Origin of the sequence: Bradyrhizobium sp. UNPF46 (genome assembly GCF_006658625.1) — a bacterium.
In the GTDB taxonomy this organism is placed as follows: domain Bacteria; phylum Pseudomonadota; class Alphaproteobacteria; order Rhizobiales; family Xanthobacteraceae; genus Bradyrhizobium; species Bradyrhizobium nitroreducens.
The window spans coordinates 16771-29292 of record NZ_LFJB01000105.1 but is presented as its reverse complement, the minus strand read 5'-3'; the positions used below and the strand labels follow the sequence as shown (position 1 = coordinate 29292).

At 66.5% G+C, this 12522-nt stretch carries 13 protein-coding genes; 8 read left to right on the top strand and 5 right to left on the bottom strand.

The annotated features are described in order from the left end of the window. Positions 1-91 precede the first annotated feature (91 nt). From UNPF46_RS34215 to UNPF46_RS34205, 3 genes are read right to left on the bottom strand one after another with little or no spacing between them, the layout of a single operon-like run. On the bottom strand, positions 92-1468 hold the full coding sequence (locus UNPF46_RS34215) for a sensor histidine kinase (protein WP_142253010.1): 1377 nt from the start codon (positions 1466-1468) through the stop codon (positions 92-94). After that, entirely contained in the window at positions 1465-2130 is a 666-nt protein-coding gene (locus UNPF46_RS34210) for a response regulator transcription factor (protein WP_100181366.1), read from the bottom strand. The genes UNPF46_RS34215 and UNPF46_RS34210 overlap by 4 nt, the downstream gene beginning before the upstream one ends. Continuing rightward, positions 2130-2456, bottom strand: a complete 327-nt coding sequence (locus tag UNPF46_RS34205; RefSeq protein WP_100179131.1) for a PepSY domain-containing protein — start codon at positions 2454-2456, stop codon at positions 2130-2132. The genes UNPF46_RS34210 and UNPF46_RS34205 overlap by 1 nt, the downstream gene beginning before the upstream one ends. A 134-nt stretch (positions 2457-2590) precedes the next feature. On the opposite strand from UNPF46_RS34205, the gene UNPF46_RS34200 reads away from it, so the two are divergent. The 5 genes from UNPF46_RS34200 to UNPF46_RS34180 all read left to right on the top strand — a co-directional run bounded on the left by UNPF46_RS34200 (position 2591) and on the right by UNPF46_RS34180 (position 8170). After that, positions 2591-2866: a PepSY domain-containing protein gene (locus tag UNPF46_RS34200; RefSeq protein ID WP_100179130.1), complete on the top strand. Its 276-nt coding sequence runs from the start codon at positions 2591-2593 to the stop codon at positions 2864-2866. Between the two features lie 11 nt (positions 2867-2877). After that, on the top strand, positions 2878-3441 hold the full coding sequence (locus UNPF46_RS34195; RefSeq protein WP_100179129.1) for a cytochrome b/b6 domain-containing protein: 564 nt from the start codon (positions 2878-2880) through the stop codon (positions 3439-3441). 311 nt (positions 3442-3752) lie between these two features. After that, complete coding sequence (locus UNPF46_RS34190; protein ID WP_246668802.1) at positions 3753-4787, top strand: efflux RND transporter periplasmic adaptor subunit; 1035 nt, start codon at positions 3753-3755, stop codon at positions 4785-4787. After that, a complete protein-coding gene (locus UNPF46_RS34185) occupies positions 4788-7862 on the top strand; it encodes an efflux RND transporter permease subunit (protein WP_100179127.1) in 3075 nt (1024 codons plus the stop codon). Continuing rightward, positions 7859-8170, top strand: a complete 312-nt coding sequence (locus tag UNPF46_RS34180; protein WP_142253008.1) for a DUF3240 family protein — start codon at positions 7859-7861, stop codon at positions 8168-8170. Before UNPF46_RS34185 ends, UNPF46_RS34180 begins: the two co-directional genes overlap by 4 nt. Before the next feature lie 7 nt (positions 8171-8177). Here UNPF46_RS34180 and UNPF46_RS34175 read toward each other — a convergent pair whose 3' ends face one another. Together UNPF46_RS34175 and ndk are read right to left on the bottom strand one after the other, a co-directional pair. Then, entirely contained in the window at positions 8178-9038 is an 861-nt protein-coding gene (locus tag UNPF46_RS34175; RefSeq protein WP_100179125.1) for a TerC family protein, read from the bottom strand. Positions 9039-9079: 41 nt separating this feature from the next. Further along, positions 9080-9502 (bottom strand): nucleoside-diphosphate kinase, encoded by a 423-nt coding sequence (gene ndk, locus UNPF46_RS34170; RefSeq protein ID WP_100179124.1) that lies wholly within the window; start codon positions 9500-9502, stop codon positions 9080-9082. Positions 9503-9816: 314 nt separating this feature from the next. Here ndk and UNPF46_RS34165 point away from each other — a divergent pair, with 314 nt between their 5' ends. From UNPF46_RS34165 to UNPF46_RS34160, 3 genes are all read left to right on the top strand, one after another. Then, the gene (locus UNPF46_RS34165) at positions 9817-10074 is read left to right on the top strand and encodes a sulfur globule protein precursor (RefSeq protein WP_097660959.1); all 258 of its coding nucleotides are present in this window, start codon (positions 9817-9819) and stop codon (positions 10072-10074) included. Positions 10075-10302: 228 nt separating this feature from the next. Then, positions 10303-10476 carry a hypothetical protein gene (locus UNPF46_RS38040; RefSeq protein WP_174719102.1) on the top strand — a complete coding sequence of 58 codons (174 nt, stop codon included), beginning with the start codon at positions 10303-10305 and terminating at the stop codon, positions 10474-10476. A 42-nt stretch (positions 10477-10518) separates the two neighbouring features. Continuing rightward, positions 10519-12381: an ABC-F family ATP-binding cassette domain-containing protein gene (locus UNPF46_RS34160; RefSeq protein ID WP_142253007.1), complete on the top strand. Its 1863-nt coding sequence runs from the start codon at positions 10519-10521 to the stop codon at positions 12379-12381. The last annotated feature ends 141 nt before the right edge of the window (positions 12382-12522 follow it).

Here is a 12522-nt window from a genome sequence, read left to right as displayed (position 1 = left end):
AGTGGACACCGGTTCGCGTGAAGAAAACGCGTCAAAACAAGAATCTAGAGCTTCGGTTCTGATTCAATCAGAACCGAAAATGCTCTGGCGTTCAACCAGCAGCAGCCATCCCATCGCGGCTGCCGTCGGGGGTGACGATGGCTTTCAATCCGCCGAGCTCGGACTCGGCAAGAACGAGCCGCCATCCATAAGCACTCAGTACGTCCTGAACGATCGCGAGACCGAGGCCGGCTCCCTCGCCGCGCTCATCCAGCCTTGCCCCGCGTTCGAGCACGCGTGAACGTTCGGCGGGCGCGATTCCCGGGCCATCATCCTCGACCGTGATCGCCGGTTTCGCGGCATCCGCGCCAATGCGCACCTGATGCTTGGCGTGACGTGCGGCGTTTTCCAGGAGATTACCCAGCACTTCCGCCAGATCAGTCCGATCGAGCGGCACGCTCGGCTCGCCCGTGATGCAGGTCCTGAAGTCGAGCCGCTGCGCTGCGGGCGTGCGCGCAAGTGTCAGCATCAGGGTCTGGACAAGTGGTCTGAGGGGCGTGGAAATACCGCCGCGCAGTCGTGCCGTTCCCCTCGCCCGGGCACGCGCCAGCTCGCGATCGACGTGGCGGCTCATCGCATCGCCGACGGCTTCGATGGCCTGGGCGACATCCTGCTCGCCCCGTTGGCGCAAAAGCGCGACATCGGCAGCGAGTGCGGCAAGCGGCGTCTTCAGCCCATGCGCCAAGTCGGCGGCGCGGCTGCGCGAACGCTCGATCTCGCGTTCCTGGGCGTCGATCAGGCTGTTGACCTCCTCCACCAGGGGCTTCACCTCGGCAGGGACATCGACGGGGAGATGCTTGCGTTGCCCGGAGCGGACGTCCGCGACGCCGCGGCGAAGCGCGTCGAGCGGGCGCAAGCCCAGTCCGACCTGGATCGAGGTGGCCGCCGCCAGCACCAGGCCCAGCACGCCGAGCGCCAGCGCCAGATCCCTGGCGAAGTGCGAGGCAGCGGCCGATACACGGGCGAGATCGGCCGCCACCGCGACGCGCACCGGCGCGCGGCGATCTCCCACGGTCAGCAGCACGCGACGTTCGCTGACGAGGAGCTGCGCGTTCGCCGGGCCAACGATGACGTGACGGTGCAACTCGCCAGGCGACGGCTCATCCCGCGGCAGGTCCAGAGCCGTATCCCATAGTGAGCGCGAGCGCAGCACCTGGCCGCCGTCGTCCGACACCTGCCAATACAGGCCCGAGAGCGGGTCGGCAAAGCGCGGATCGGCCGGCGGCCGGCCGACCATCAGCTTGCCCTGCGCGTCGGCGTCGATACCCGCCACGAGTTGCTTGAGATAGACGTCGAGCTCGTCGCCGACGGTTCGTGAAACGTGGCGTTCGAACAGCAGCGTCAGCCCGACGCCGGCAAGGGTGAGCGCAATCAGGATGGCCACCACTCCGCCGGCCACCAGCCTCAGCCGTAGCGAGCCCGAGCTCACGGCGCTGTGTCCGGCACCAGATAGCCGAAGCCGCGCCTGGTCTCGATCAGATCGGCGCCGAGCTTCTTGCGTACGCGGCCAACCAGCACTTCGAGCGCGTTCGACTCGTGGTCCTCGCCGTGGCCATAGACGTTTTCATCCAGCTCCTGCTGCGACACCACGCGGCCACGATGGTGGAGGAGAAAGGCAACCAGGCGGTATTCCAATGGCGACAGCGCCACTGGAACGCCGCGCAGCGTCACCTTCATCTGACGCTCGTCGAGTTCGACGTCGCCGGCGACGATCCGTGAGGAGGCATGGCCCGCCGAGCGGCGTACGATCGAGCGCAGCCGTGCCAGCAACTCCTCCATGCGGAACGGCTTGGGCAAGTAGTCGTCGGCGCCCGCATCGATCCCGTCGACACGCTCGGCCCAGCTGCCGCGCGCCGTCAGGATCAGCACCGGCACGGTCCGTCCGTTCGCGCGCCAGCGCTTGAGCACCGCCAGGCCGTCCATGCCGGGCAAGCCGAGATCGAGGATGATGGCGCCGTAGTCCTCGGTATCACCGCGGAACCAGGCCTCCTCGCCGTTGTGGACGGTCTCGACCACGTAGCCGGCCGCGCGCAGCGCCCTCTCCACATCGGCCGCGATCCGTCGGTCGTCCTCCACGAGCAGCAGGCGCATCATTTCTCCTTGATGCGTTCGATCTCGCCGCTGCGCGCATCGACGTGCACCTGGTAGAGGCGGCCCTTCTCGTCGACGATGCGAAACTCGTAGATCCAGCGGTCGCGCGCGCGTTCTATTTCGATGCCGGCAACCTGACCCGGCAGCTTGCCACGAAGCGACGCAAGAATGTCGGCGAGCGACTTGATCTCGCCCGCCTCGACTGCGCGGCGAACCGCGTCGGGCGCGCCTCTATCGTGGTCGCCAGCGGTCGCCGGCAGCGGCGCGAGCACGAGGCCTGCCAGCAGCGGCACCGCGAGGAATTCCAGGAAACCAGGGGTTCGCATGAGCAGAGAATGCCCCAATCAACCTGACAAATTGCTGACGTGGATCAACAGGCGCCGGTCAGGGCCCTTCTGCCAAGGTCCGCGCATCGCCTCGCCGCATGACGCGGCCGGGGCGCCACACGCCGGAGAGAACCATGCGCAAGATCACCATCATCGCCGCCACCGCCGTCCTGCTTGCAGCCGCAGCGACGGCTCATGCCGGCAGCCTCGGGCGGCCCTGCACTGCAGCGCCGCAGGCGAGCTGGCTATCGCTCGAACAATTGCAGGCCAAGATCGAAGCCCAAGGCTACAAGGTCCAGAAGGCCAAGCTCAAGAACGCATGTGGCGAACTCTACACGATCGACAAGTCCGGCAGCCGGGTCGAACTGTTCGTCGATCCGACCAGCGGCCAGATTGTCGGTCAGCTGTAAAGGGCCGCATCATGAGCGCCATTCACGACGCGATCGAGGCCGGCGGCGAGACGCCGTCGGCCTCGGTCAAGGTCTGGGACCCCTTCGTGCGCGTGTTCCATTGGTCGCTGGCCGGGCTGTTTCTGCTCGCTTATGCGACCGGCGACGAGATCAAGAACGTCCATATCGCCGCCGGCTACACCATTGCCGGATTGCTGACACTGCGCATTTTGTGGGGCCTCGTGGGGCCGCGCCATGCGCGCTTCAGCGACTTCGTGCGCTCGCCGCGCGCCGTGCTCGCCTATATGCGCGCCGTGGCGCTGCTCAAGGCGCCACGCTATCTCGGGCACAATCCGGCGGGCGGCGCGATGGTCGTGGCGCTGATCGTCATGCTGATCGGCACCTGCGCCACCGGCTACATGATGACGACCGACAGCTTCTGGGGCGCCAAATGGGTGGAAGAGGTGCATGAGGCGCTCGCCAACCTCACGATCGGCCTCGTCGTCGTTCATGTGCTTGGCGTCCTGGTCGCGAGCTTCGAGCACCGCGAGAACCTGGTGAAGGCGATGATCACCGGAAGGAAGCGTCGATCGTGAGCGAGGTCGGTTCGCCACTGGTCTCTACGGCTGAGGAGCAGTTGACCGGGATCCGCCGAAGCGCTCCCCGAGCGCCGAGCAGCTTTTCGCAATGGCTCGCCCGCTTGAGGCAAATCAACCCACTCACGCGCCGGTGGAGTACCCGAAACCTGTCATCGATCAGCGCTTCGCTCACATCCGGGTGTGGATTATTCCTCATGCGAATCCTTCGCAGAAGCCTCCGTCTCGCCTCTTCAGGGGGCGTGCCCGTTCGTGCGCTCTCGGTCATTACGCTCTTGGCCGTTGCATTGAGCTTGCCGGCTTCCGTGTCGATGGCGCAGGACGAGGTGAAGCTGAGCGATGCGCAGGCGCGCAATCTCGGCGTCCGCGTCACCCACCCCATCGCGAGCCGGACCGATCTGACGCTGCCCTATCCCGCCCAGATCGTGATTCCCACGCAGCAATTGTGGGTCGTCAGCGCACCGGTGGCCGGCATGGTTGCCAATCTTCTGGTCGGGCGCGGCGACCGCGTCACGGCCGGTCAGCCGCTGGTCACGCTGGAGAGCCCAAGCTTCGTCTCGCAGCAACGCGACTATTTGCACGCGATGGCGCAGGAGCGCCTCGCCAGCCAGCAGCTCAATCGGAACGTCGATCTGTTCGAGGGCAAGGCCGTGCCGCAACGCGTGCTCGAGGCCAGCCAGGCCGAAGCGCGCCAGGCCGCTCTCGTCGTCGCCGAACGGCGCCAGATGCTGCATCTGAGCGGGATGTCCGACGAAGCCATGTCCCGGCTGGCCCAGGAAGCGGCAATCAGCGCGACGCTCACCGTCAACGCGCCGCAAACCGCATCCGTGGTCGATCTCGCGGTGTCGCCGGGGCAGCGCCTCGAACAATCCGCGCCGCTCGTCAAGCTGGCGCGGCTCTCACCGCTATGGGCCGAAATCGCGGTGCCTGCCGCCAACATTCGCGCGATCCGCAGCGGCGCGAGGATCGAGATCGAGGGCTATTCCACCCCCGGCAAGGTCGTGCTGGTCTCCGAGACCATCGACTCCGCCACCCAGACCATTCTGGTTCGGGCGGAAGTCCCCAACGATGGCGAGTTGCACCCGGGTCAAACCACCGCGGCGCGCATCGGCTTTCTCTCCGCCGGCGAAAGCGCCTTCGAGATCCCCTATAGCGGGCTGGTCCGGCGGGGCGAGCAGACGTCGGTCTTCGTCGCCTTCGACGGCGGCTTCCGGCTGGTCCCGGTCAAGCTGCTCGCGGAAGACCAGGATCATGTCGTCGTGTCGGGCGCCGTCACAGAGCGGGACGCGATCGCGATCGGCGGGATCTCGGCGCTTCGCGGCATTCTCTCGGGACTGGGGCAGTAGATGCTCCGCCGCCTGGTTGCGTTCGCATTATCGCAGCGGCTGTTCGTGATGCTGGGCGTGCTGCTGGTGATCGGTGCCGGGGCCGTCCTCCTGCCCGGCCTGCCGATCGACGCCTTCCCCGACGTCTCGCCGGTTCAGGTGAAGGTCATCATGAAGGCGCCGGGCCTCACCCCCGAAGAGGTCGAGCAGCGCATCACCGTCCCGGTCGAGCTCGAGCTGCTCGGGTTGCCGAACAAGAAGGTGCTTCGCTCGACCACGAAATATGCGCTGGCCGACATCACCGTCGATTTCGAGGACGGCACCGACATCTACTGGGCGCGCAACCAGGTCTCGGAGCGGCTGTCGAACATCTCGCGCGACTTCCCGGAAGGCGTGACCGGCGGACTTGCGCCGATCACGAGCCCGCTGGGCGAGATGTTCATGTTCACGATCGACAGTCCCGAGCTTTCGCTCGCCGAGCGCCGGACCCTGCTCGACTGGGTGATCCGCCCTGCCCTGCGGACGGTACCCGGCGTTGCGGACGTCAATGCGCTCGGCGGCTATGTCCGTGCCTTCGAGATCGTGCCGCGCAACGATGCGCTGGCCGCGCGCGGCATATCCTACGAGCTGTTTCGCCGGGCCATCGAAGCCAACAGCCGCAATGACGGCGCCGGACGGGTCAACCAGGGCGAGGACAGCGCTCTGGTTCGGATCGAAGGCAGCATCCGATCGGTCGAGGACATCAAGGCCATCGTCGTCGACACCCGCGAGGGCGTTCCGATCCTGGTCAACGACGTCGCCACCGTCAAAGTCGGGACGCTGACACGCTATGGCGCGGTCACGACGGACGGCCGCGGCGAAACCGTCGAGGGCCTCGTGCTCGGCCTGCGCGGCGCCAACGCGGGTCAGCTCATCCGCGACGTCCGCGCCCGGCTTGCCGAGCTGCAAGGCGCGCTGCCGAAGAGCGTTTCGATCAACGTGTTCTATGACCGCAGCCGCCTGGTCAACCGCGCCGTCGGCACCGTGGTGCGGGCCCTCGGCGAGGCCACCGTCCTCGTCATCGTCCTTTTGCTGCTCTTCCTCGGCAACTGGCGGGCCTCGCTGGTGATCGCCCTCAGCCTGCCGCTCGCCATCGTGATCGCGTTGATCATCATGCGCCTCGTCGGGATGTCGGCCAATCTGATGAGCCTCGGCGGGCTCGCGATCGCGATCGGCATGCTGATCGACGCGCTGGTCGTCGTGGTCGAGAACATCGTCGGCAATCTCGGCAAGCATGAGCCGGGCAAGGGTCTCCCGCTGATCCATTTGATCTACCGCTCGGTCTGCGAAGTGCTGGAGCCTGTCGCCTCGGGCGTGCTGATCATCATCATCGTGTTCGTGCCCCTGCTGACGCTGCAGGGGCTCGAGGGCAAGCTGTTCATCCCGGTCGCGCTGGCCATCATTTTCGCGCTGGCCGGCTCGCTCTTGCTGGCGCTCACCGTGATCCCGGTCGCAACCTCCTATGTGCTCAAATCCGCCTCGCATCACGATCCTCTGCTGGTGCGCGCCGCCCAGCGCGTCTACGCGCCGGCACTGGCCTGGGCCCTGAACAACGAGCGCAAGGTCATGGCCGCGGCGCTGATCGGCCTCGTCGCGGCGGGCTTTGCCTACACCCAGCTCGGCAAGACCTTCATGCCGACGATGGACGAAGGCGACGTCATCGTCAGCGTGGAGACGCTTCCCTCCGTCAATCTCGACGAGTCGCTTGCGATGAACGCGCGGTTGCAGACCGCGCTTCTGGCCGTGCCTGACATTGCCGGGATCGTCGCCCGGACCGGGTCGGACGAGCTTGGCCTGGATCCGATGGGCCCCAACCAGACCGACACGTTCCTGGTGCTCAAGCCGGCCGCCGAGCGCGCGACCGACAATCGCGAGGCCCTGCTGCAGAAGCTCCGCGAGGTCCTGGCCGGCTTTCCCGGCATCTCGCTCAGCTTCACCCAGCCCATCGACATGCGCGTGCAGGAGATGATCAGCGGTGTGCGCGGCGATGTCGCCGTCAAGATCTTCGGCCCCGACATCGCCAGGCTGAACGAAACCGCGGCGAAACTGTCGGCGATCCTGTCCAGCATCGACGGCGCCGAGGACGTCTACACCACGCTGAACGAAGGCGCTCAATATTACACGGTCGCGGTCAATCGCATGGAGGCCGGCCGCCTCGGCCTCACCGTGGATTCCATCGTCAACTCGCTGCGCACCCAGATCGAGGGCCGGACCATCGGCACCGCGCTCGAGGAAGGGCGCCGCACGCCGATCCTCATCCGGGGCAGCGAGACGACGCGGGAAGCGCCGACGCTGCTGGCGAGCCTGCCGCTGACGCTGGCGTCCGGGCGGCATGTCGCGCTGTCGCAGGTTGCCCGCATCCAGCGCGTCGACGGCCCGGTGAAGATCGACCGCGAGGACGGCGCCCGCATGAGCGTGGTGCGCGCCAACGTCCGCGGTCGGGACATGGTCGGCTTCGTCGAAGCGGCGCGCCAGAAGGTGGCGAGCGAACTGCCGCTTCCGAACGGCTACCGGCTGAGCTGGGGCGGACAGTTCGAGAACCAGCAGCGCGCCGCCGCGCGCCTGTCGATCGTGGTCCCCGTCGCGATCGGCCTGATCTTCGTGCTGCTCTTCACGACGTTCGGGGCCATCCGCCAGGCCTTGCTGGTGCTGGTCAACATTCCCTTTGCCCTGATCGGCGGCGTGTTCGCGCTGGTGGTGACGGGCGAGTATCTGTCGGTGCCGGCCTCGGTCGGCTTCATCGCGCTGCTCGGCATCGCCGTGCTCAACGGCGTCGTGCTGGTCTCCTACTTCAATCAGCTCCGCGCCCACGGCCTTCCCGAGGATCGCATCGTCGTCGAAGGCGCCATGCGCCGGCTTCGGCCGGTGCTGATGACCGCGAGCATCACGGCGCTCGGCCTGATCCCGCTGCTGTTCGCCACCGGCCCGGGATCCGAGGTGCAGCGACCGCTCGCCGTCGTCGTGATCGGAGGACTGCTGTCCTCCACCCTGCTCACCCTGATTCTCCTGCCGATCCTGTACCGCCGCTATGGCGGGGCGTCGAAGGTGACGAAATGATCGACCAGCCCGTCTGTCTCACGCTGATCGTGCCGCATCAGCTTCGCGACGAAATGTTCGACACTCTCGCCGAGCAGAGCGATCTGGTTTCGGGGTTCACGGCCCTACAGGGCTCAGGTCACGGCACCGAGGTCCGATTGCTGACGGCCGCCGAACGCGTGAAGGGCCATGCCGATCAGACCGTCGTGCAAGTGGTGCTGGCGAGCACAGATGCCAGCCGCCTGCTCGAGCGCCTGCGGGTTTCGTTTGCGGGGACCAGGCTGGTCTACTGGACGATGCCGGTGACGGAACTCGGCATGATCGACTGAGCCGGCCCTACTCTGCCGAGGCCCGGGCGTGGCGCTCGGACGATTCCAGCGCGGCAGAGTTCAGTTTGCGCCGGCGCCAGATGCTGCCGACCACGAGCACGACGACGACGCCGAGCGCGGCGCAGAAATATTCGCCGCCGGCCCCGCCATGGCCGAACTGCGGCGGGATGCGCACGGCGCCGAGCATGCCGTCGAGCGAGGCGCCGAACGGACCGTCGAACAGCGTGTGCAGCTTCGGCGCGACGCCGGGATCGGTCGAGATCACCTCGCCCGCGATCCAGCCGAGCAGCGCCGCACCGGCCCAGACCAGCACCGGCAGCTTTTCGAGCAGCGCCATGATCAGCGCCGCGCCGGCGACGATCAGTGGCACGCTGATGGCAAGGCCGAGGACCAGGAGCGGCGCGCTGCCATTGGCCGCGGCGGCCACTGCAATGACGTTGTCGAGCGACATGACGATGTCGGCGACGACGACGATCTGCACCGCCTGCCACAGATGCGAGGCCGCGTCGACGTCGTCCTCGTCCTCGTGTTCCGGCACCAGGAGCTTGGCCGCGATCACGATCAGGGCGAGACCGCCGACCAGCTTGAGATACGGCAGCTCCATCAGGGTTGCGACGATGCCGGTGAAGATGATCCGCAGCATCACCGCTGCGCCGGCACCGAAGATCATGCCCCACAGCCGGTGTCGCGGCGAGAGGCCGCGGCACGCGAGCGCGATCACCAGCGCGTTGTCGCCGGAGAGCAGGATGTTGATCCAGATGATCTTGCCGACCGCGATCCAGAAAGTCGGCGCAGCCATCTCATTGCGAAACTGGGTGAAGAATACCCCGATCGTCGCGGGATCGAAGATCTGCCAGAGCCAGTCCACAATGAGTCCTTTCGCCCTCGTCTTTCACTTACGGCCGTTGATCAGCCGACGATCTCGTTGCCCGAGAAGAACTGCGCGATCTCGATCGCGGCCGTCTCCGGCGCATCCGAGCCGTGCGCGGAGTTCTCGCCGATCGACTTTGCGTAGAGCTTGCGGATGGTGCCGTCGGCAGCCTTGGACGGGTCGGTCGCACCCATCGCGTCGCGATAGCGGGCGACGGCGTTCTCGCCTTCCAGCACCTGGACGACGACCGGGCCCGAGGTCATGAACTCGACGAGCTCGCCGAAGAACGGCCGCGCCTTGTGGACGGCGTAGAAGGTCTCGGCCTGCTCCTTGGTCATGCGGATACGCTTCTGCGCGACGATGCGCAGGCCCGCTTTTTCGATCACGGCGTTGACGGCGCCGGTCAGGTTACGCGCGGTCGCGTCGGGCTTGATGATCGAGAAAGTGCGTTCGATGGCCATAATCTTGTCCTTGGGAAGAAAAGCGGGGGTTGTCGAGTTGCGGGGCTTATATCGGCGCCTTTGCCATCCGGCAAGCGACCGCCGGGATGACGCCACAGACGCTTCGCCGCAGCACCGGGACCGGCGATTTCCGCTTGGGTTACGACAATTTCACGCAGATGAACCCAATCTGAAGGCGCCATTCAGGCTTTGGTTCGGCCTGCCGGCCTATGCTCATTCCATCGAAACCGAAGCCTGATCACGAGGCGGACCGTTTCGGCGGCCTTTCCATCGACGCGGATCCCCCCCGCGCCGGCAGTTTTGAGGAGATCACCATGTTGAGGAAACTTTCGCTTGCCGCTGTCGCTGCGGTTGCGCTCGGTGCCGCGCTGGCGCCGACCTCGGCCTCCGCTCACTGGCATGGCGGCGGCTGGGGCTGGCACGGCGGCGGCGGTGGCTGGCACCGCGGTTACGGCTGGGGCGGCCCGCGCTTCTATGCCCCCGTCTCCTACGGATATGGCGGCTGCTACGTGCGCCGGCTGGTCCCGACCCCCTGGGGACCCCGCTGGCGGCTGATCAACCGCTGCTACTGAGCCCGACAGCACCTTCCTGAAAACCAAGGGGTACCTGCGCCCCCCTCAGGTACCTTCCAAGAGGAGCCCCGGCGATCCCCCCGCCGGGGCTCCGCATTTTGGGCGGACATGGCGCAATTCATACAATTTTGACGAGAATGCCCGCGATCCCCAAGGAATCGCGAAACCATTTTGGGGGCCAATGACTTGGTACCGTGTCGAACCTTTGAGAACACGGAACCGAACGCGATGGCTGGCCTTTCTGCCAATGACAGCGAACAGATCGACCGGCGGACCAGCCGATCGATCTGCGATGCCGTGGGCGAGCGGCTTCAGCAGAGCCTTCGTCCCGAACCCCGGCTCCCGACTCATCTCGAGCAGCTCCTCAACGAGCTGGAGCGGCGCGACCGCGAGCCGCATTAAGTTGCGACTTGCGTTTGACCTCGGCTGCGGTGACAAGGCCGCATGCTTGTCATCTCCGACCTCTCCATCCGCCTTGCCGGACGCCTTCTGATTGACCAGAGTTCCGTGCAGATCACGCCGGGATCGCGCGTCGGTCTGGTCGGACGCAACGGCACCGGCAAGTCGACGCTGTTCAAGGTGATCCGCGGGGAACTCGCGGCCGAGCACGGCTCGGTGACCTTGCCGCCGCGCTGGAGCATCGGCAGTCTCGCCCAGGAGGCCCCGAACGGTCCCGAAAGCCTGATCTCCGTCGTGCTCAAGGCCGATCTCGAGCGCGACGCCCTGCTCACCGAAGCCGAAAGCGCGACCGATCCACACCGGATCGCCGAGATCCAGACTCGCCTCGTCGACATCGACGCGCATTCGGCGCCGAGCCGTGCGGCCGCGATCCTCTCCGGCCTCGGCTTCTCCGCCGCCGACCAGCTCCGCCCCTGCGCCGAATTCTCCGGCGGCTGGCGCATGCGCGTTGCGCTGGCCGCCACGCTGTTCGCCGCCCCGGACCTCCTGCTGCTCGACGAGCCCACCAACTATCTCGACCTCGAAGGCACGCTGTGGCTGGAGGATCACCTCGCCCATTATCCGCGCACCGTGATCGTGATCAGCCACGACCGCGACCTGCTCGAAAGCTCGGTCGACCAGATCCTGCATCTGGAGCGCGGCAAGCTCACGCTCTACAAGGGCACCTATTCGTCGTTCGAGGAGCAGCGCGCCGCGCGCGAGCTGCTCGATGCCAAGGCCGTCAAGCGCCAGGAGGCCGAGCGCGCGCGGCTGCAGGCCTTCGTCGACCGCTTCAAGGCCAAGGCCTCGAAAGCCCGGCAGGCCCAGTCTCGCGTGAAGATGCTGGAGCGGCTGAAGCCGATCACGGCGCTGGTCACCGAGGACGTGCGCGAGATCTCCTTTCCCGCGCCGGAGAAGATCCTGTCGCCGCCGATCATCGCCGTCGACAACGCCTCGGTCGGCTATGATCCGGCGAGCCCGGTGCTCAATCGCGTCACCTTGCGCATCGACAATGACGACCGCATCGCGCTGCTGGGCGCCAACGGCAACGGCAAGTCGACGCTGGTCAAGCTGCTCGCCGGCCGCCTCGCGCCGTTCTCCGGCAAGGTGACGCGCGCGGACAAGCTGTCGATCGCCTATTTCGCCCAGCATCAGCTCGACGAGCTGAACGAGGACGCCTCCGCCTACGACCACGTCCGCAAGCTGATGGGCGATGCGCCCGAAGCCAAGGTGCGCGCCCGTGCCGGCGCGATCGGCTTCTCCGGCAAGGCGGCCGACACCAAGGTGGCCAAACTGTCGGGCGGCGAGAAGGCACGGCTGCTGCTGGGGCTGGCGACCTTCTTCGGCCCCAACATGATCATCCTGGACGAGCCGACCAACCATCTGGACATCGACAGCCGCGCCGCGCTTGCCGAAGCCATCAACGAATTCCCCGGCGCGGTGATTATGGTCTCGCACGATCGCTATCTGATCGAAGCCTGCGCCGACCGGCTCTGGATCGTCGCGGACCGCACCGTCACCAATTACGACGGCGACCTCGACGAATACCGCCGCCTGGTGCTGTCGGCGCGCAACAGCGAACCCACGCCGCGCGAGCGCAGCGTCGCAAGCGAGAAGCCGCAGCGCGCAAGATCGGACAATCGCGGAGGCTTGAAGAGGCGCATCGCCGAAGCCGAAGCCGAGATCGCCCGCGTCACTGACATCATCGCCAAGATCGACACCGCCCTCGCTCTGCCCGACATCTTTTCGCGCGATCCCAAGCAGGCCGCGCAATTGTCAAAGGCGCGCGCCAATGCCGCCGACGCGCTGGCGCGTGCCGAGGAACAGTGGCTGGAAGCGAGCACGCAGTTCGACGAGGCGGCCGGCTGACGGCTTCGCCGGCTAGGCCGCCTCACCCCAAATTTTGCAAAACAACCCCATGCACAGTACCGGCCTTATAGTACCGCGTATTTAGCCCTTTCAAATAACTAGCTTTTTCGGTTCAACGGCGGCGCCATTCGCGCCGGGAAA